General features: G+C 74.7%; 19 protein-coding genes. 11 read left to right on the top strand and 8 right to left on the bottom strand.

Annotation, left to right across the window (positions count from 1 at the left end; genetic code table 11):
• Positions 1 to 10: 10 nt before the first annotated feature.
• On the top strand, positions 11 to 1,312 hold the full coding sequence (locus GA0070620_RS08545) for an NAD(P)/FAD-dependent oxidoreductase (protein WP_091589356.1): 1,302 nt from the start codon (positions 11 to 13) through the stop codon (positions 1,310 to 1,312).
• Positions 1,313 to 1,316: 4 nt separating this feature from the next.
• On the opposite strand, the gene GA0070620_RS08540 is transcribed toward GA0070620_RS08545, so the two are convergent.
• The 3 genes from GA0070620_RS08540 to GA0070620_RS08530 all read right to left on the bottom strand — a co-directional run bounded on the left by GA0070620_RS08540 (position 1,317) and on the right by GA0070620_RS08530 (position 4,289).
• Positions 1,317 to 2,381, bottom strand: coding sequence for an AI-2E family transporter (locus GA0070620_RS08540; protein ID WP_091589355.1), 1,065 nt, complete (start codon positions 2,379 to 2,381; stop codon positions 1,317 to 1,319).
• 64 nt (positions 2,382 to 2,445) lie between these two features.
• Positions 2,446 to 3,234 (bottom strand): spermidine synthase, encoded by a 789-nt coding sequence (locus tag GA0070620_RS08535; RefSeq protein ID WP_091589354.1) that lies wholly within the window; start codon positions 3,232 to 3,234, stop codon positions 2,446 to 2,448.
• 80 nt (positions 3,235 to 3,314) lie between these two features.
• Entirely contained in the window at positions 3,315 to 4,289 is a 975-nt protein-coding gene (locus tag GA0070620_RS08530; protein ID WP_091589353.1) for a 4a-hydroxytetrahydrobiopterin dehydratase, read from the bottom strand.
• A gap of 203 nt (positions 4,290 to 4,492) precedes the next feature.
• Between GA0070620_RS08530 and GA0070620_RS08525 the strand changes: the two genes are divergently transcribed.
• A complete protein-coding gene (locus GA0070620_RS08525; RefSeq protein ID WP_091589352.1) occupies positions 4,493 to 4,810 on the top strand; it encodes a hypothetical protein in 318 nt (105 codons plus the stop codon).
• Between the two features lie 98 nt (positions 4,811 to 4,908).
• On the opposite strand, the gene GA0070620_RS08520 is transcribed toward GA0070620_RS08525, so the two are convergent.
• Positions 4,909 to 5,253 (bottom strand): STAS domain-containing protein, encoded by a 345-nt coding sequence (locus GA0070620_RS08520; RefSeq protein ID WP_091589351.1) that lies wholly within the window; start codon positions 5,251 to 5,253, stop codon positions 4,909 to 4,911.
• A gap of 66 nt (positions 5,254 to 5,319) precedes the next feature.
• Entirely contained in the window at positions 5,320 to 5,751 is a 432-nt protein-coding gene (locus GA0070620_RS08515) for an STAS domain-containing protein (protein ID WP_091589350.1), read from the bottom strand.
• A gap of 231 nt (positions 5,752 to 5,982) precedes the next feature.
• Between GA0070620_RS08515 and GA0070620_RS08510 the strand changes: the two genes are divergently transcribed.
• The 5 genes from GA0070620_RS08510 to GA0070620_RS08490 all read left to right on the top strand — a co-directional run bounded on the left by GA0070620_RS08510 (position 5,983) and on the right by GA0070620_RS08490 (position 10,390).
• A complete protein-coding gene (locus GA0070620_RS08510; RefSeq protein ID WP_091589349.1) occupies positions 5,983 to 7,743 on the top strand; it encodes a PP2C family protein-serine/threonine phosphatase in 1,761 nt (586 codons plus the stop codon).
• Positions 7,740 to 8,783 carry a cobalamin B12-binding domain-containing protein gene (locus tag GA0070620_RS08505; RefSeq protein ID WP_091589348.1) on the top strand — a complete coding sequence of 348 codons (1,044 nt, stop codon included), beginning with the start codon at positions 7,740 to 7,742 and terminating at the stop codon, positions 8,781 to 8,783. The genes GA0070620_RS08510 and GA0070620_RS08505 overlap by 4 nt, the downstream gene beginning before the upstream one ends.
• 88 nt (positions 8,784 to 8,871) lie before the next feature.
• Positions 8,872 to 9,228 carry an STAS domain-containing protein gene (locus GA0070620_RS08500; RefSeq protein ID WP_091589347.1) on the top strand — a complete coding sequence of 119 codons (357 nt, stop codon included), beginning with the start codon at positions 8,872 to 8,874 and terminating at the stop codon, positions 9,226 to 9,228.
• A gap of 60 nt (positions 9,229 to 9,288) precedes the next feature.
• Positions 9,289 to 9,735, top strand: coding sequence for a response regulator (locus GA0070620_RS08495; RefSeq protein WP_091589346.1), 447 nt, complete (start codon positions 9,289 to 9,291; stop codon positions 9,733 to 9,735).
• A gap of 157 nt (positions 9,736 to 9,892) precedes the next feature.
• Positions 9,893 to 10,390 (top strand): ATPase, encoded by a 498-nt coding sequence (locus GA0070620_RS08490; protein ID WP_091589345.1) that lies wholly within the window; start codon positions 9,893 to 9,895, stop codon positions 10,388 to 10,390.
• 25 nt (positions 10,391 to 10,415) lie between these two features.
• Here GA0070620_RS08490 and GA0070620_RS08485 read toward each other — a convergent pair whose 3' ends face one another.
• Entirely contained in the window at positions 10,416 to 11,267 is an 852-nt protein-coding gene (locus GA0070620_RS08485; protein WP_091589344.1) for a hypothetical protein, read from the bottom strand.
• A gap of 168 nt (positions 11,268 to 11,435) precedes the next feature.
• On the opposite strand from GA0070620_RS08485, the gene GA0070620_RS08480 reads away from it, so the two are divergent.
• Positions 11,436 to 12,443 (top strand): endonuclease/exonuclease/phosphatase family protein, encoded by a 1,008-nt coding sequence (locus GA0070620_RS08480; protein ID WP_091589343.1) that lies wholly within the window; start codon positions 11,436 to 11,438, stop codon positions 12,441 to 12,443.
• A gap of 6 nt (positions 12,444 to 12,449) precedes the next feature.
• Here the strand turns inward: GA0070620_RS08480 and GA0070620_RS08475 are convergent, their stop codons facing one another.
• Together GA0070620_RS08475 and GA0070620_RS08470 are read right to left on the bottom strand one after the other, a co-directional pair.
• Positions 12,450 to 12,875, bottom strand: coding sequence for an OsmC family protein (locus GA0070620_RS08475; protein ID WP_091589342.1), 426 nt, complete (start codon positions 12,873 to 12,875; stop codon positions 12,450 to 12,452).
• 81 nt (positions 12,876 to 12,956) lie between these two features.
• Positions 12,957 to 13,883: a serine/threonine-protein kinase gene (locus GA0070620_RS08470; protein ID WP_091589341.1), complete on the bottom strand. Its 927-nt coding sequence runs from the start codon at positions 13,881 to 13,883 to the stop codon at positions 12,957 to 12,959.
• Positions 13,884 to 14,068: 185 nt separating this feature from the next.
• On the opposite strand from GA0070620_RS08470, the gene GA0070620_RS08465 reads away from it, so the two are divergent.
• The 3 genes from GA0070620_RS08465 (at position 14,069) to GA0070620_RS08455 (ending at position 16,621) form a co-directional block, all read left to right on the top strand.
• Entirely contained in the window at positions 14,069 to 14,299 is a 231-nt protein-coding gene (locus GA0070620_RS08465; RefSeq protein ID WP_091589340.1) for a hypothetical protein, read from the top strand.
• Positions 14,300 to 14,373: 74 nt separating this feature from the next.
• Positions 14,374 to 15,114 (top strand): response regulator transcription factor, encoded by a 741-nt coding sequence (locus GA0070620_RS08460; RefSeq protein WP_091598352.1) that lies wholly within the window; start codon positions 14,374 to 14,376, stop codon positions 15,112 to 15,114.
• Positions 15,092 to 16,621 carry a sensor histidine kinase gene (locus GA0070620_RS08455; protein ID WP_091589339.1) on the top strand — a complete coding sequence of 510 codons (1,530 nt, stop codon included), beginning with the start codon at positions 15,092 to 15,094 and terminating at the stop codon, positions 16,619 to 16,621. Before GA0070620_RS08460 ends, GA0070620_RS08455 begins: the two co-directional genes overlap by 23 nt.
• The last annotated feature ends 24 nt before the right edge of the window (positions 16,622 to 16,645 follow it).

Genomic DNA, 16,645 nt, shown 5'->3' with positions numbered 1-16,645 from the left:
CGGGTCCGCAATGACGAAACCTCGTGTGGTGATCGTGGGGGCCGGATTCGCCGGTTACCACGCGGCGAAGACGTTGAGCCGGCTGGCCGGCAACCGCGCCGAGATCGTGGTGTTGAACTCGACCGACTACTTCCTCTACCTGCCCCTGCTGCCCGAGGTCGCGGCCGGGGTGGTCGAGCCGAAACGCATCGCCGTGCCGCTCACCGGGACCCTGCGTGGCGTGCGGGTGGTGATCGGCGAGGCCGACGAGGTGGACCTGCAGAACCGCTGGGTGGGCTTCACCCAGGCGGAGGGGGACCGCAACCGGATCGCGTACGACCGGCTGGTCCTGGCCGTGGGCAGCGTCAACAAGCTCCTGCCCATCCCCGGCGTGACCGAGTACGCGCACGGTTTCCGCGGCCTGCCCGAGGCGCTCTACCTGCACGACCACATCGTGCGGCAGATCGAGCTGGCCGAGCAGGCGGAGGACCCGGCCGAGCAGCAGGCCCGGGCCACGTTCGTGGTGGTCGGCGCCGGCTACACCGGCACGGAGGTGGCCGCGCACGGTCAGCTGTTCACCGACGCCCTGCACGCCCAGCGGCCGCGGCTCACCGTGCGGCCCAAGTGGATGCTGCTCGACGTCGCCCCCCGCGTGCTGCCCGAGCTGGACAAGCGGATGTCGGACACGGCCCACCGCGTGCTCGACCGGCGCGGCGTCGACGTCCGGATGGGCACCTCGGTGGCCGAGGCGACCGCGGACGGCGTGAAGCTCACCGACGGCGAGTACGTGCCGACCTGCTCGCTGGTCTGGTGCGTCGGCGTGCGTCCGGACCCGTTCGTCGCCGAGTTGGGCCTGCGCACCGAGCGGGGCCGGTTGGTGGTCGACGAGTACCTGAACGTCCCCGGCTTCCCCGAGGTGTACGCCTGCGGCGACGCGGCGGCGGTGCCCGACGTGACCCATCCCGGGCAGGTCTGCGCGATGACCGCCCAGCACGCGCAGCGCCAGGGGAAGCTGGCCGCCCACAACATCGCGGCCTCCTATGGCAAGGGACGCCGCCGCACCTACAAGCACCACGACCTGGGCTGGGTCGTCGACCTGGGCGGCAAGGACGCGGCGGCGAACCCGCTCAAGGTCAACCTCGCCGGGCTGCCGGCCAAGGCGGTCACCCGCGGCTACCACCTGCTCGCCATGCCCGGCAACCGGACGCGGGTGAGCGCGGACTGGGTGCTCGACGCCGCCCTGACCCGCCCGGCGGTCCAGCTCGGCCTCGTGCCGGCGAACGCGGTGCCGCTGGAGAGCACCGCCCCGGAGATGCCGGTCCGCAACCGGTGACGGCCTACCCGGTGACGCCGTCGCCGGGGGAGGGCGGGCGGCGCAGCGGGGCGTACTCGCGCAGCAGGATCCGCACGATGCTCGCCGCGGGGATGGCGAGCAGCGCGCCGACCAGGCCGGCCAGCTGCGCGGCGAGCAGCACGCTCACCAGCACGGTCAGCGGGTTCAGCCGCACCGCCCGGGACAGGACGATCGGCTGCAGCACGTGGTTCTCGAACTGCTGGTAGACCACGAAGAAGACCAGCACGACGATGCCCGCGGTGGGGGAGTGGACGAAGCCGGCCACGGCCGCGATGACCGCGCCAAGGGTGGCGCCGACCAGCGGGATCAGGTCGGCGATCGCCACCAGCAGGGCGATCACCGCGGCGAACGGCACACCCGTCACCAGGAGCACCACGAACGTCAGCAGGCCGCAGATCAGGCTGATCAGCACGTTGCCGGTCAGGTAGCCGGTGACGGTGCGGGAGATCTCGTGGCCGAGGCGCCGCCACCGCTGGGCCCGCCGCTCGCCCGCCGCCGCGAGCACCGTCGCGGTGATCCGCGGGGACTCCAGCACCATGAGGTACGCCAGCACGATCACCGTGACCAGCCCGGCGACCGTCTCGACCACGCCGCGCAGCACCCCGAACGCGGGCTGCCGCAGCCGCTCGCCGAACTGGCCCACCTGGTCGGAGTGGCGGGCCAGGTACTCCCGCAGCCCGAACCGCTCCACCAGACGGCCGATCGGGCCGCGCCCGGCCTTCGTCTCCCGCAGCAACTGCGGGGCGTGGTCGACGAACCGCGCCACCTCGTCCACCAGCGGTACGACGATCACCGCGGCCAGCGCGGTCAGCACCACGAAGGTGCCCACGAAGACGAGCAGCGTGGCCAGGGCGCGCCGCCGGAGCAGTCGCCGTTGCACCAGATCGACCAGCGGCTTCAGGGCCACCGCGAAGAACGCCGCGATCAGGATCCAGGTGAGGACCCGGCGGGTCGCGTACACCAGCGCCAGCCCGATCGTGGTCGCCAGGAGCAGGCCGATGACGATCAGGGCCCGTCGGGCGGTCCTCCGGTCGTCGGCGTCACTCATCCGCCGCGGCTACCCCGGTGCGGGCGGTGGAAACCCGAAACGACACCCACGTCCGGTACCGGCCTCACCCGGCGGTGGTGTCGGCATCGGTGACGGGCACGGCACCGGCCACGAACCTCTCCAAGGCCGGTCCGTGCAGCACGAGGCCGGGGATCGGGTCACGCAGGGCGGCGGTGGTGATCCGGGCGACCGGCAGCCGTCCGGGGCGGGTCGCGGCCGCCAGCACCAGGTTGCCGTACCGCCGTCCGCGCAGCATCCGGCGGTCGGCGACGAGACAGACGTCGGCGAAGACGGCAGCGAGGGTGGCGACCTGCACCCGGGTCGACACCAGAGGCGGCAGGTCGGTCAGGTTCACCAGGTAGATGCCGTCGGGGCGCAGCGTGCGGGCCGCCTCCGCCACGAACTCCACCGTCCGGACGTGCCGGGGCATCCGGGCCGCCCGGTAGATGTCGGCGAGCACCAGGTCGTACGAGTCGGGTGGGGCGGCGACGACCGCGTCGCGCGCGTCGGCGATCTCGACGCGGATCTCCGGGGCGAGCGGCGGCAGACCGCCGGTGACCAGCTCCACGACCGCCTCGTCGCGCTCCACGACAAGCTGCGCCGAGCCGGGCCGGGTCGCGGCCAGGTAGCGGGGCAGGGTCAGCGCGCCACCACCGAGGTGCAGCACGGACAGCGCCGCCCCCTTCGGCGCCGCGGCGTCCGCGACCGACGCCATCCGGCGTACGTAGTCGAAATGCAGGTGACGCGGGTCGGCGACGTCGACGTACGACTGCTCGACGCCATCGGCGAGCAGCATGCGTCCGGTGCGCCGTACCGGATCGGCGACCAGCTCCAGCCGGGCGGCGCGGTCCATGCCCGGCACGCTAGCCGATCGGTCGTCCGGGCGGGTGCGGGGACCGGCGGGCCAGGGTGGCGGCCCGCCGGTCCCCGCGGTCAACCGGCCATCCCGGCGCCCGCCTCGTCGATCGCGTCGTCGATGCGGCGGGCCAGGTCCAGGTCGGCCGCGGTCACCGCGCCGGCCCGCCGGGAACGGACGGTGAGCACCGCCGCGGTCCGGCCGGGGCGGGCGATCGCGGGCGCTCGCCCGGTCTCCTGCCGCAACTGCTCGACGCGGTCCAGGACCCGGTCGAGGTTGTCCGGCGGCAGGGCGACAACCCGGTAGAGGCCGCTCTCGTCACCGGACCAGTACGGCAGCCCGTTCAGCGCCGCCTCCAGCTCCACCTCGTCGAGCGGGGGCGTCGCGGTGTCCGCGCCGACCAGGCCACCGCCGACCGCGGGTGGTTCCAGGAGCTCCCGAAGGCTCTCCGGCACGTGCAGCGACTCGATCAGGTCACCGTCGGCGTCGGCGAGCGCGGCGAGCGTCGCCTCGGCCTGGTAGCGGGCCTGCTCCGGCGTGTTGCCGCTGATCCGGCCCACCTCGGCGAGGAAACCGGGCAGGTCCCGGCTCTCCTTGACGCCGTCGGCGGGCAGCACGTCGTGCAGTGACCGTGGCACCGCCGCGAGGAGCCGTCGGCGTTCCGCCTGGCCCAGCGCGAAGGCCAGGACCAGCACGGTGGCCTCGGCGCCCACCTTGGCCGTCCGGAAGTCGACCCCGGCCCGGCGGCGGACGTTCTCCACCAGGTCCTGGTAGCCCACCGGGGTCGCCGCGGCGTCCACGCCCGGCGGGACCAGCGGCCGGGGGTTGGCCGGGGTTCCGCCCTGCGGTGGGGACGGCCCGCCGCGCGTCGGGTCCGGCTTGTGCCGGCTGCCGGCCGGCGGCGGCCCGGCGCGCTTGCCCTGGTCGAGGTGCGTGAGCTGCTTGGACGCGCTCAGGCTGGCGCCCGTCTCGCTGGGCTGCCGGCCCTGCTCGCGGGCCTGCCGGGCGAGTGTCCGGCGGCGTTGGTTGTCACCCTCCATCTGCTTGCGCATGGTGGCACCCTTCCGCTGGGGATCCATGGTTCCGCGGGTCGCCTTCCCGGGGTCGCCGGGAGCGAAACGGACGCTCCTCGTCGGGCCGGTGGGGCGGTCGGCCAGGCTTCACCCGCCGTGGGTGAGGAGGGGTCACCCGTCCGGCCCGCACGATCGGGGCAGTGACCGGAGTTCTTCCGAGGTACGCGGAAGGGAAGGTCGTCATGAAGCGGATCGTCGAGATCGTCCCCGCCCGGCCGGGTTGGTACGCCCGCTGGCGCCTCTCGCCCGAGGTCACCCGCTGCTACCCGGTGAGCCTGTGGGCGCTGCTGGAGGAGGCCGACGGCACCGGGCGGGAGGTGATCGGGGTGGACTGCGTCGGTCAGTGGCCCGGAGCGGACGACAACGAGGCAGGTGGGGAGTTCGTCCGTTACCTGTTCCAGACGCCGGATGCCGGCCCTCCCGAGGACGCGGAGCCGCCCCTGGCGGCCGGGGACCGGCGCGACGACGGGCCGCGGCTGCAGCCCGTCACCGCACAGTAGGCACTACTCCGGCCCCCGGCCCCAGGTCCCAGGGTCGGGGGCCACCCCGCCGTGCACCGATCGGGTGGCGGTCGGTGCGCGGCCCCGGGGTGGGCGCGTCAGCCGGTGGCTCGCTGGTCGTCGCCGGACGACGACGTCACCGCCAGCACCTCCGCCAGGCCGGTGCGGTCCAGCAGGTGCCGCAACGCGGGGCTGAGGCCGCTCAGCCGGACCGGGCCGACGCCGGCGCGGTGGGCCACGAGCAGGGCGCTGAGGCCGGAGGAGTCGCAGAGGGTGACGCCGGTCAGGTCGACGTCCATGGTCTGGTAGCCGTCCCGGCGCAGCTCGGTGACGGCGTCGACGAACTGCGGTGCGGTGTCGAAGTCGAGGTCACCGGTCAGTCGCACCCGGGCGCGCCCGCCGTCGTGGCGGCTCACCTCGATGGTCAACAGCGGCGCGGCCATGTCCTCATGGTCGCAGGCCGGCGCGTACGCGCAAGCCGAGGGTCGGCGCGGTCGTCGCCGGAGCGCTCAGGCGCTGGCCGTCGGCCGGTCCGACCTGGGCGTCGCCTCCGAGGCCGGGCGGCTGACGAGGTCGGTCACCCCGGCCGCCGGGGCCGGGCGCGCGAGCAGGCCGGTCACGCCGGTGAGGTCGAGGATCGTGGCCAGGAAGCGCGGCACGGACCGCAACTCGACGGCGGTGCCGCCCGGCTGGCCCTCCCGCCACGCGTGCACGATCACGGCCAGCCCGGTGCTGTCGATGAACAGCAGGTCCGCGAAGTCGAGGGCGACGACGGACGGCTTCGCGGCCAGGACACGGTCGATCTCGTCGCGCAGCGGTGCCGCCGTGGTGTAGGCCAGGTCGCCACCCACCCGGATGACGGGCCGGTCCGGGTCGGACCGGTCGACGGCCAGCGTCAGCGGTGTCGTCTCGGGTGTCCGCCCGTGGGGTACCACGATCACGCCTTTCGCTGACTCCGGTCGGGTGCCCGGATCGTAACAACCGGCGTTCGCCGCCGCCCGACACCGCGGTCGAGGTCCCACCGGCGGGCGCCGTCCGGGGCCGGTGACCTGCCCCCGCCTCGGCGTGGGTGGCGCCGTCGGCGTGGCGGCGTAGGGTGGTCGGAAGGATAAGACCACCGCCTCCGGTTTCCCCGGGGGCAGCGCGGGGCGACGAGGAGTGGGGCTTAGCTGGTGACTGCCGCCGACGTCAGGGACTGGGACCCGGGCGACGGACGGGTCTCCACGTCGAGTGCCGCACCGGCTTCGGCGTGGTCCCCGGCCGCACCCGCCCGCCCGCCGGCCGCGTTGCCGTCACTCGCCCCCGACCGGCCGCTCGCGACCCCCGACTGGTCGGAGGTCGTGGAGCACCTCCGGGAGGGCCTGGTGGTCTGCGACGCCGACGGTGTCGTCCGACACGTGAGCCCCGTGGCCGGGCGCCTGCTGCCGGAGGTGACCCCCGGCGTGGTGCTGGCCGCGTCCGGCATCTCCGGCCTCGCCGGCGACCCCGATCCGGCGGGGTTCACGCACCGCTCCCGCCGGTTGAAGGCCCGCCGCGTGCCGCTGTCCGGTGGGCGCTGCTGCTGGTACGTCGAGGACGTCACCGAGAGCGTGGGCCGCGCCGACGCGCTGCTCGCCGAGCGGGCGCGTTCGGCGTTCCTGGCCGTCGTCGGCGAGAAGCTCGGCAACCCCCTGCATCCCGACCGCGCCGCGGCGGCGGTCGTCCGGCTGGCCGTGCCGACCCTCGCCGAGGTGGCCGTGCTGGTGCTCGCCCCCCGCTCGGGTCGCGCGCGCTGGTGGCGGGCGTCCCGGGCCGACGACGAGACGCCCGTGGTGGACAACGGCGTGCTCGCGGCCGCCGAGCTGCCCGCCGCGATCGCGGACGGCCTGAGCGGCCTGGAGCCGCACGCGGTTGACTGGCTGGTCGAGCAGGCGGTCGAGGCGGGCTGGCTGCCGGGGTTCCCGGCGGGCGACGCCGACGCCCGGGTGGTGCCGCTGCCCGGTTCGGACGCCCCGGCCGGGGTTCTGCTGGTCGCCCGTCGGGTCACCGGCTGGTACGACGAGGCCGAGGTCGAGTTGCTGCGCGCGTTCGCGGCCCGGGCGGGTGCCGCGCTGACCACGGCGCTGCTCTACCGGGACCAGGCCGAGGTCGCCGACACCCTGCAGGCCAGCCTGCTGCCGGTCGAGCCGGCCGAGACGGCGGGGGTGCAGTGGGGCACGGCGTACCGGCCGGCGCAGGCGGGTCTGCGCATCGGCGGCGACTTCTACGGTTCGCACCGGCTGCCCGACGGCGGGTCCGTGTTCTTCCTCGGCGACGTGTCCGGCAAGGGTGTGGAGGCGGCGGTTTTCACCGGCCAGTTGCGACAGTGCCTCCAGGCGTTGCACCGCGTGGAGTCGCACCCGGGCCGCCTGCTGGGTCTGCTCAACGACGCGCTGCTGGAGACGACCCAGGCCCACGGTCAGGGTCGGTTCGCCACCCTGGTGCTCGGCGTGGTGCGTCCGCACCGCGACGGCGGGCTGACCCTCACCATGGCCGGCGGAGGGCACCTGCCCCCGCTCGTGCTGCGTGCCAGCGGGGAGGTCGAGACCGTGCCGCTGCGCGGCATGTTGATCGGTGTCGTCCCGGATCCGCGGATCGGTGAGGCCACCGTGCGGCTGGCCCCGGGCGAGACCTGCGTGCTCTACAGCGACGGGGTGACCGAGGCGCGTGGCGGCCGTCGCGGTGACGAGCAGTTCGGCCCGGAGCGCCTGGTCGACACGTTGACCGACTGCCACCGCATGCCCGCTCCGGCGTTGGCCGAGCGTGTCGAGCAGGTCACCTGCGACTGGCTCGGGCGCGGCGACCACGACGACATCGCCGTCCTGGCGCTGCGGGCGTCCGGGCCGGCCGGCCGGGCCACCCGGCACCTGCACGCGGTTCCGGGCCCGGGCGCCCCGGCGCAGGAGGGCCGGTGACCACCACCGCCAGCGCCGACGCGGGACCGGCCAGCGTCTATTCCAGCTACCTGGCCTGCCTGGACGAGGCCGACGAGTACGCCGCGATCGAGGTCGCCCGGGGTCTGCTGGCGCGGGGCGTGCCCGCCGAGCGGGTGCTGTTGGACCTGGTGGCACCCGCCCAGGCCGAGGTCGGCGAGCGGTGGGCGCGCAACGAGTGGAGCGTGGCGCAGGAGCACGCGGCCACGCACATCAGCGAGCGGGTGGTGGCCGCGGTGGCCGACCACGCCGCGCCCCGGCCGACCCGGGGACGCGTCGTGGTGGCCTGCATGGACGGTGAGTGGCACGCCCTCCCGCCCCGGCTGGTCGCCGAGGTGCTGCGGCTGCACGGCTGGCAGGTCACCTTCCTCGGCGCCAGCGTTCCGGCCGCCCATCTGGTGTCCTACCTGCACCGGCACGACGCGGACGCGGTGGCGTTGGCCTGCGCGCTGCCGATGCGGCTGCCGCACGCGCACCGCATGATCGAGGTGTGCCGCCGGTCGGACGTCCCGGTCGTGGTGGGCGGGCGGGGCTTCGGTGCGGACGGCCGCTGGGCCCGCCGGCTCGGCGTGGCGTGGGCGCCGGACGCCCCGTCCGCCGCCGACCTGATCGCCGACGAGCGGGCGCTGCGCCGCGTCCCGGTGGCCGACCTGTCGCACCTGGCCGACGACGAGTACGCCGGCCTGGTGACCCGGCGGGCCGAGCTGATCGACAGCGCGCTGGCCGACCTGCGGGAACGGGCGCCGGCGACCCGGTCCTACACGCCGCCCCAACTGGACTCGACGGTCAGCGACCTCGGCTACCTGGTGGACTTCCTGGCCGCGGCCCTCTACGTGGACGACGGCTCGCTGTTCACCGAGTTCGTGGAGTGGCTGGTGACGATCCTGACCAGTCGTCGCGTGCCGCCCGCGGCGCTCGGGCTCAGCCTCGCGCACTACGGCCGGGTCCTGCGGGACTTCCCCCGGGCGGCCCGCTACCTGGACCAGGGCCGGTCCCTGCTCGGTCGCCAGGACGCGGCCTGACGGGTCGGGCCGGGTGGCCCGCTGACACCCTCCGCGTATACTTGCCACACTGCAAACATCCCGTGGTGGCGGGAGCGAGGGGGGCACGGTGACGTTCACCGTCACGCACGGCGAGCGCGACGACGGCGGGACGTACCTTCGCCTGGCCGGAGAGCTCGATGTGAGCACCGCGCCCCAGCTCAACGCGGTGATCGACCGACTGGCCGCCGCCGGCGAGCGCCGGCTGCTGGTGGATCTCAGCGAGTTGACGTTCTGCGACTCGACCGGCATCGCCGCGTTCGTCCGCGCCGACAACCGCGCGGCGGTCGACGGCGGGTGGCTGCGGGTCACCGGCGCCACCGGCTCCGTCGAGCGGGTGCTGCGTCTCACCGGCATCGACGAGGTGCTGGGCTGCGAGCCGGCCACCCCCCGCCCCGGCGTCGCGGATCGTCCCGTGATGGGCTAGATTTCCCCGCCAGCATGTGACCGTCAGGTCCCGTTTCCCCCGACCCGAAGCAGGTAGCTCATGGGGATTCCCCGCCCGAACCCGGTCCGCATCCTCGTGGTGGACGACGACCCGGGTGACGTGCTGATGATCGAGGAGGCTCTCGGGGACTCCGACGTCGAGAAGGTGATCGACGTGGTCGGCGACGGTGAGGAGGCGATGGAGTTCCTCCGCGCCGAGGGGCGGCACACGGAGGCCGTCCGCCCCGACGTCATCCTGCTCGACCTCAACATGCCGCGGATGGACGGGCGTCAGGTCCTCAGCGCGGTCAAGCAGGACGAGGACCTGCGGACCATCCCGATCGTCGTGCTGACCACCTCGAACGCGGACACGGACATCGTCGGCAGCTATACCTTGCAGGCCAACGCGTACGTGACGAAGCCGATCGACCTGGACGACTTCAACGACGTGGTGCACCGGATCGACGAGTTCTTCGGCCGCGTGGTCGTGCTGCCCAAGCGTCCCTGACGGGCGCCTGCCCGGCGACGTTTCCCCTCCTGCGGTGGGACGGCGGCCGGGCCACCCGCGCGCATGGTGAACATTTTTCCCGAACTCGTGCGGGTCCGCGTGGCGCGGCCGAGGATCCCAGGTGGGGAAGAACAACCAGCTGCCTGGGGGCGACAGTATGAGGTTCTCCGTCGTGGACATGGGCTACGACCAGTGGCAGGTGGACTCCTGCCTGGACGAGTTGGGGGTCCGGCTGACCCGGCTCGCGGCGTTGGCGGAGAGCGCCGCTGGGGACGGTCGGGAGTGGGACCGGATCCGGCAGGAGGCCAGCGGCCTCTGCGGTCTGCTCCGCCGAACAGACCCGGCGGGCGCGGCGGCGGGGCGCGGTCTCGGCGAGGTGGAGCGGGAGGCGGCGGACATCCTGGCCCGGGCACGCGTCGAGCTGGACGCGGCCCGCGAGGAGGCCCGGCAGCTGCGCGAGCGGGCGTACGCCGAGGCCGTGCAGGCGCGCCGTGACTTCGAGGCGGCCCTGTACGCCCGCCGGCGGCGGGAGGCCCGGGTTGACGAGATCCTCGGCGGCCTGGGCACCGAGCCGGTGCCCGTGGACACCCCGACCGCTGCGGCCGGTGCCACCGGGGTGCCCGCGACCCGGGCGGCGGCCGGGGGCGCCGAGTAGCGTCGCGGGTCCGGCCCGCCGCGGCTCAGGTGAGCGCCTCGACGACCTCCGTGGCCCGGTCCTCGTGCTGGGCGTACGCGTCGGGGAACGCGGAGACCTGCACGGTCTGGGCGGCCACGGTGAGGCTCATGTCCTGCCAGCCGGGGACCTCCAGCAGCGCGAGGTAGAAGGCGCGTGCCGCGAACGCCGGGCGCATCAGCTCGGCCACGGTACCCCAGCCGCTGCTGGGCCGCTGTTGGAAGAGGCCGACCGAGTCGTGGTCCCAACCGATGGCCTGGTGCGGGTAGTCCTGCGACTCGGGCAGCACACCGCTCGCGTAGTTGAGCAGGGTGCTCTCCTGCATGGCGGTCGCGACTGCGATGATCATGCCGAACTTGGGCACGTCGAGGTCCCGGCCGACGTCCACGATCACCTTGGCGTTGTCCATCTGTGCCTGGGTGAGCCCGGCGACCGGCTTGGGCCGGCGGGGCTTGGCCGGCTTCTTCGGGGCCGGCTTCTTCGTCGCGGCGCGCGTGGGGGTGGGGGTCGGGGTGGGGCTGGGGCTGACCGGGGTGGGGGAGGCGGTGCGTTCCAGTGATCGGGAGGCGCGCTGGTCGGCCAGGGCGGCCCGGTCGGCCACCGCCTCGGCCAGCGGCTCCTTGCGCTCGGGGGTGTCGTCCCGGACGCCGGCGTACGCGGCGAAGCCGAGACAGCAGGAGACGCCGGTGGCGAGAGCCACCCGCAGCGGCGTCGAGGTGAGCACCGCCCGGGCGCCGCGCCGGGGTGGCTCGGGGGCCCGGTGCCGGCCGATCGTCCGTTCGGTGGATGCCCGCTCCGTCGAACCGGTGGTGGGTTCGGCGGCGGTCAGCTTCTGGTCGGAGGGGTCGTCGGGATGCACCCGCCGAGGCTAGGGGGTCCGGGGAGCGTTTCCAGCTGCCGGGTTGGTGGCATGCGCCACAATTTGCCGCCTTCGGCCGGGTCATTATCCGCGACAGCCCACGAAGGTGATGGACCACTGATCTCGGGTATTACGGCTATGACCGAAATGCCGTCATAAGCTGGGCACATGGGTGATCTTGGGCAGCCGGCGCGACACCCGGCAACTCCTCCGCCGTTCGGCGGAGGTGCCGATCAGCCGTACGACCGAACGGACGGTGGGCCGGACGCCCCCCGCCGCCGGCGGCGCGGAACGCTGCTCACCGCCGCGGCCGTGCTCCTCGCCGGGGTGCTCGCCGGTCACCGGGCGGTTCCCAACGTGCGTGGCTTCGGGAGCCTGCTCGACAGCGTCACTCCGCTGCTCGGTGCGGGCGTGCCGCTGCTGGCCCTGGCCGCGCTGCTGCGCCGCGCACGCCTCGCGCTGGTCGCGGTGCTGCTCCCCGCCGTCGTCTGGGCGGCGCTCTACGCCGGGCCCTGGCTGCGCTCCGGGCCGGCCGCGAGCGCGACCGCCGGTGGGCTGCGAGTCGCGAGCCAGAACCTGCGCGTCAGCAACCCCGACCCGGCCGCGACCGTCCGGGCCCTCGCCGACGCCGACCTGATCGCCCTGCAGGAGGTCGGGGACGAGACCCCGGTCGCCGAGGTCCTGCGTCCCGGCCACCCGCACCGGGTCGCCGTCTCCACGGTCGCCCTCTACAGCCGCTATCCGGTGCGCGACGGCGCCGGCGTGGACACCGGCCTCGGCTGGACGCGGGCACTGCGCGCGGTCGTCGACACCCCGAGCGGCGACCTGGCGGTCTACGTGGTGCACCTCGGTTCCGCCCGGGCCGGCGACACCGCCACCCGGGACCAGACGGTGGCCGCCCTGGCCGCCCGCATACGCGCGGACCCGGCGCCACGCCTCGTCGTGCTCGGTGACCTCAACACCGCCAGCACCGACCGGGTGTTCGCCCCGCTCGACCGGCTGCTCGACGACGCGCAGGCCGACGCCGGACGGGGCTTCGGCTTCACCTGGCCGGCTGCGGTGCCGGTCACCCGTCCGGACCACGTGCTCTACCGGGGGCTGACCGCCACCTCGGCCGGAGTGCGCCGCACCCCGGACAGCGACCACCGGGCGGTCACCGCGAGCTTCCGCTGGTGACGTCGGCTAGTGCCGGCCGTTCTCGGCCGGCGTGACGGTGAGCCGGTGGCGGCTGTTGTCGCCGCTGGAGAACGGCCACAGCCGGTCGGCGTACTCGACCAACTGGGCGAGCTGCTGCCGGGTCAGCCCCGCCGACGCGATCTCGGCGTGCACGTCCGCCCGGTACCGGCCGTCGTCGTCGCGCCCCAGCTTTGCCTCGGCGCGTACCTGCACGGTGTGCGACTCGTCGGTGATCTCCCCAGCCGCCTCCACGGCGGCGTGGTGCAGGCAGGACGCGAACGCGGCGGCCAGCAGTTGTTCGGGTCGCAGTCCCGTGCAGTGCGCCGCCAGCGGGGACGCCAGTGCGGTGGAGAGCCCTCCGTCGTCGGTTCGTACGTGCCCGCCCTCGGCGGTCGCGGTGGCCTCATGCAGCCAGGAACTCGGATCCGGCATCGCGTTCCTCCCGTCACTCGCCGTGACGGCTACCCGGCCCCCGAGCGGCGAAACCGTGCCCGGGGCGGCCGGGACGTCGGCTCAGGGCCGTCCGGGGGCCACCTCGGTGACCTCCTCCGCCGCCTGCTCGGTCCAGGGTCGGACCGCCGCGCGTCGCGGTCGTGGCACCGACGGCAGCCGCATCGGCACGTATACCCGCGCGTCCACCGCCTCGGCCAGCAGCAGCGCCGCGACCAGACTCGTCGGCCGCTCGGCCGGATCGTCGGCCAGGCAGCGGCGGCACAGCTCCGCCACCTCCGGCGGCAGGCCCGCGATCTCCGGCAGCGGGTCCGGCTCCTGCCGGCGGCGGACGCCGAACAACTGCGTCGTGGTCCCGGCGGGGTACGGCAGCCGCGCGGTCAGGCAGTAGTAGAGCAGGACGCCGAGCGCGTACATGTCCGCGGCGGGCGTGGCCGGTGCCCGGTCCAGCTGCTCCGGCGCGAGGTACGCCGGCGTGCCGACGACCATCCCGTCCGGCAGCGGGTCCGGGGTGCCGGACGGGATGGCGATGCCGAAGTCGAGGACCTTCACGCCGGCCGGGGTGAGGATGACGTTCGCCGGCTTCACGTCGCGGTGCACGATGCCGTGCGCGTGCGCCGCGGCCAGGGCGCCGCACACCTCGGCGCAGACGCGTGTCGCGATGCGCCAGTCCAGTGGGCCGGCGCGCAGGTGCGCGGCGAGCGTCTCGCCCTCGGCCAGCTCCATGACGATGTAGGGCGTCCGGCGGTCCGGCCCGGTCGTGCAGGTGCCGAAGTCGTGGACGCTGGCGACGTTCGGGTGAACCAACCGGGCCGCCGCGCGGGCCTCGGCGCGGATCCGCTCGACCGAGCCGTCTCGGTCCTGGCCGGGGGAGATCAGCTTGACCGCCACCGACCGGTCGAGGACCAGGTCGTGGGCGCGCCACACCTCGGACATCCCGCCGATCCCGATGCGCTGTTCGAGCCGGTACCGCCCGTCCAGCGTCCGCATCGGTCGACTCCCCTCGTCCCACGCCCCGGTGGGCGCCTGCACGACGCGGTACCCGGGCCTCGAACAGGGCAAACCGTGGTGATCAAGAAGGGCCGGCGTGCTGCGCCCGTTTGGTCCTTGCGGTAGCTTGCGAGCCGGGGGCGGCGTCACCCACAGTGCCGACCCGGACACCGAGGGGGACGGCGATGAGTGAGGTGACCGTACGCTTCGTCGGCGGACCGGCCCACGACCTGGTCCGGGATCTGCCCGCCGAGCCCGACGGCGGCCCACCCGCGCGCTGGGTGATGCGCCACCCGCGGGGCGAGGGGCCCGTGCAGGGCGGCCCCGACCACCTGTACGAACGCGAGGGACCCGACGGCGGCGGAGCCTGGACGATGCGCTTCGTCCGCACCGACCCCCTCGGCGTCTCCGAGTAGTGGCGCGCACAGCCGGCACACAGGGTGCCCAGGGTCGCCACACAGGGAACACGCCCACGATGGAGGGCATGGTCATGGAGGGGCAGGCCGCGCAGGGCCGCATCGAGCTGCGCCGCCCGGACGGCGAGCCGGTCCGGGTGCTGGTGGTCGACGACGAGCCGACGCTCACCGACCTGCTGTCGATGGCACTGCGCTACGAGGGCTGGCAGTTGCGCAGCGCGGGCAACGGCATGGCGGCCCTCACCGCGGCGCGGCAGTTCCAGCCGGACGCGGTCGTGCTCGACGTCATGCTGCCCGACCTCGACGGCTTCCAGGTGCTGCGCCGCCTGCGCGAGCAGACGCCCACCGTCCCGGTGCTCTTCCTGACCGCCCGGGACGCGGTGGAGGAGCGGATCGCCGGGCTGACGGTGGGCGGCGACGACTACGTCACCAAGCCGTTCAGCCTGGAGGAGGTGATCGCCCGGCTGCGCGCGCTGCTGCGCCGCTCCGGCTTCGCGGTCGCCGCCCGCGAGGAGGCCGTGCTCACCGTCGGCGACCTCACCCTCGACGAGGACAGCCACGAGGTACGCCGCGGCGGTCAGCTCGTCACCCTGACGGCCACCGAGTTCGAGCTGCTGCGCTACCTGATGCGCAACCCGCGCCGGGTGCTCAGCAAGGCGCAGATCCTGGACCGGGTCTGGAACTACGACTTCGGTGGGCAGGCCAACGTGGTCGAGCTCTACATCTCGTACCTGCGGAAGAAGATCGACGCCGGCCGGGAGCCGATGATCCACACGCTGCGCGGCGCGGGGTATGTCCTCAAGCCGGCAGAGTGAGCACCCCACCGGGCGGCGGCCCTCGCCCGCCCCGCGCCGACGGCTCGCCGGCTGGTCCCTGCGTCGCCGGCTCGTGCTCTCCGTGGTGGGTCTGCTCGCCCTGGTGAGCGTCGGGATCGGCGGTCTGACCACCGTCGCGCTGCGCCACTTCCTCGTCCAGCAGGTCGACAACCAGCTCACCATGAACGACCGCCGCCCCGGCGGGCCACAGTGGTTCCGGGAGGGCGCGCAGCCGCCGTGGCCGGGCCGGCAGGCCGGCAGCGAACCGCGTCCGCCCGAGCCGCCGGGCGGGTTCCCGCCGGGCTCGATCGCGGTACGGGTGGTCGACGGGACGACCCTCGCGGGCAGCCGCACCGAGAGCGGCGGCGTCGAGGCGGTGCCGGCCACCGACGTCCGCCCGCTGGCGGGGCTGGCCACCGACGGACGACCGCACACTGTGGACCTCGGCGCCCGGGGTGACTACCGGGCGGTGGCCCGGGAGACGGCCGGCGGAGTGGTCGTGGCCGTCGCCATCCCGCTCGCCGGGGTCGACGAGACGGTCATGTGGATGATCGTCGCCCAGGCCGGGGTGGCCGCCGCCGGGCTACTGGTCGCCGGCGGGCTCGGCGCGCTCATCGTCCGCGCCGCGCTGCGCCCGCTCAACCGGGTCGCCGCCACCGCCGGCCGGGTCAGCGAGCTCACCCTCGACCGGGGGGAGGTGGCGCTCTCCGAGCGGGTCCCGGACTCCGACACCGACCCGCGTACGGAGGTGGGGCGGGTCGGCGGCGCGCTCAACCGGATGCTCGGGCACGTCGCCGCCGCCCTCGCCGCGCGTCAGGCCAGCGAGACCCGGGTGCGGCAGTTCGTCGCGGACGCCAGCCACGAGCTGCGGACGCCCCTCGCGGCGATCCGCGGGTACGCCGAGGTCGCCCGCCGGGGCCGCGACCAGGTCCCGCCCGACGTCGCGCACGCCCTGCGCCGGGTCGAGTCGGAGAGCACCCGCATGACCAGCCTCGTCGACGACCTCCTGCTGCTGGCCCGTCTCGACTCCGGCCGGCCCCTCGCGATGGCGCCGGTGGACCTGTCCGCGCTGGTCGTGGACGCGGTCAGCGACGCGCACGTCGCCGGTCCCGAGCACCGCTGGCAGCTCGACCTGCCCGACGTGGTGATCCGGGTGCCCGGCGATTCCGCCCGGCTGCACCAGGTGGTGGCGAACCTGCTCGCGAACGCGCGGGTGCACACTCCACCGGGCACCACGGTCACCACCACGCTGCGCGCCGACCCGGACGCCGCCGTGCTGAGCGTCGCCGACGACGGCCCGGGCGTGCCGCCCGACCTGCAACCCGAGGTCTTCGAACGGTTCGCGCGCGGGGACAGCTCCCGGTCTCGGGCGCACGGCAGCACCGGCCTGGGCCTGGCGATCGTGGCGGCGGTGGTGGAGGCGCACGGCGGCACGGTCGCCGTGGAGAGCCGGCCCGGCCAGACCGTGTTCACGGTCCGGCTGCCGAATCCCACAGCGGACGCATAGCCGGCGCACGGGGCCCGGCCAGCC

Origin of the sequence: Micromonospora krabiensis, assembly GCF_900091425.1 — a bacterium.
GTDB classification, from domain to species: Bacteria; Actinomycetota; Actinomycetes; order Mycobacteriales; family Micromonosporaceae; genus Micromonospora; species Micromonospora krabiensis.
The sequence above is the reverse complement of the archived record's forward strand: the minus strand, read 5'-3'. Positions and strand labels throughout refer to the sequence as shown.

Excerpts from the sequence above, each read along its gene's own strand:
- GA0070620_RS08530 (WP_091589353.1), bottom strand. The coding sequence starts at position 4,289 with ATGCGCAAGCAGATGGAGGGTGACAACCAACGCCGCCGGACACTCGCC.
- GA0070620_RS08490 (WP_091589345.1), top strand. The coding sequence starts at position 9,893 with ATGAGGTTCTCCGTCGTGGACATGGGCTACGACCAGTGGCAGGTGGAC.
- GA0070620_RS08495 (WP_091589346.1), top strand. The coding sequence starts at position 9,289 with ATGGGGATTCCCCGCCCGAACCCGGTCCGCATCCTCGTGGTGGACGAC.
- GA0070620_RS08480 (WP_091589343.1), top strand. The coding sequence starts at position 11,436 with ATGGGTGATCTTGGGCAGCCGGCGCGACACCCGGCAACTCCTCCGCCG.
- GA0070620_RS08525 (WP_091589352.1), top strand. The coding sequence starts at position 4,493 with ATGAAGCGGATCGTCGAGATCGTCCCCGCCCGGCCGGGTTGGTACGCC.
- GA0070620_RS08475 (WP_091589342.1), bottom strand. The coding sequence starts at position 12,875 with ATGCCGGATCCGAGTTCCTGGCTGCATGAGGCCACCGCGACCGCCGAG.
- GA0070620_RS08540 (WP_091589355.1), bottom strand. The coding sequence starts at position 2,381 with ATGAGTGACGCCGACGACCGGAGGACCGCCCGACGGGCCCTGATCGTC.
- GA0070620_RS08465 (WP_091589340.1), top strand. The coding sequence starts at position 14,069 with ATGAGTGAGGTGACCGTACGCTTCGTCGGCGGACCGGCCCACGACCTG.
- GA0070620_RS08520 (WP_091589351.1), bottom strand. The coding sequence starts at position 5,253 with ATGGCCGCGCCGCTGTTGACCATCGAGGTGAGCCGCCACGACGGCGGG.
- GA0070620_RS08535 (WP_091589354.1), bottom strand. The coding sequence starts at position 3,234 with ATGGACCGCGCCGCCCGGCTGGAGCTGGTCGCCGATCCGGTACGGCGC.
- GA0070620_RS08545 (WP_091589356.1), top strand. The coding sequence starts at position 11 with ATGACGAAACCTCGTGTGGTGATCGTGGGGGCCGGATTCGCCGGTTAC.
- GA0070620_RS08455 (WP_091589339.1), top strand. The coding sequence starts at position 15,092 with ATGTCCTCAAGCCGGCAGAGTGAGCACCCCACCGGGCGGCGGCCCTCG.
- GA0070620_RS08460 (WP_091598352.1), top strand. The coding sequence starts at position 14,374 with ATGGAGGGGCAGGCCGCGCAGGGCCGCATCGAGCTGCGCCGCCCGGAC.
- GA0070620_RS08470 (WP_091589341.1), bottom strand. The coding sequence starts at position 13,883 with ATGCGGACGCTGGACGGGCGGTACCGGCTCGAACAGCGCATCGGGATC.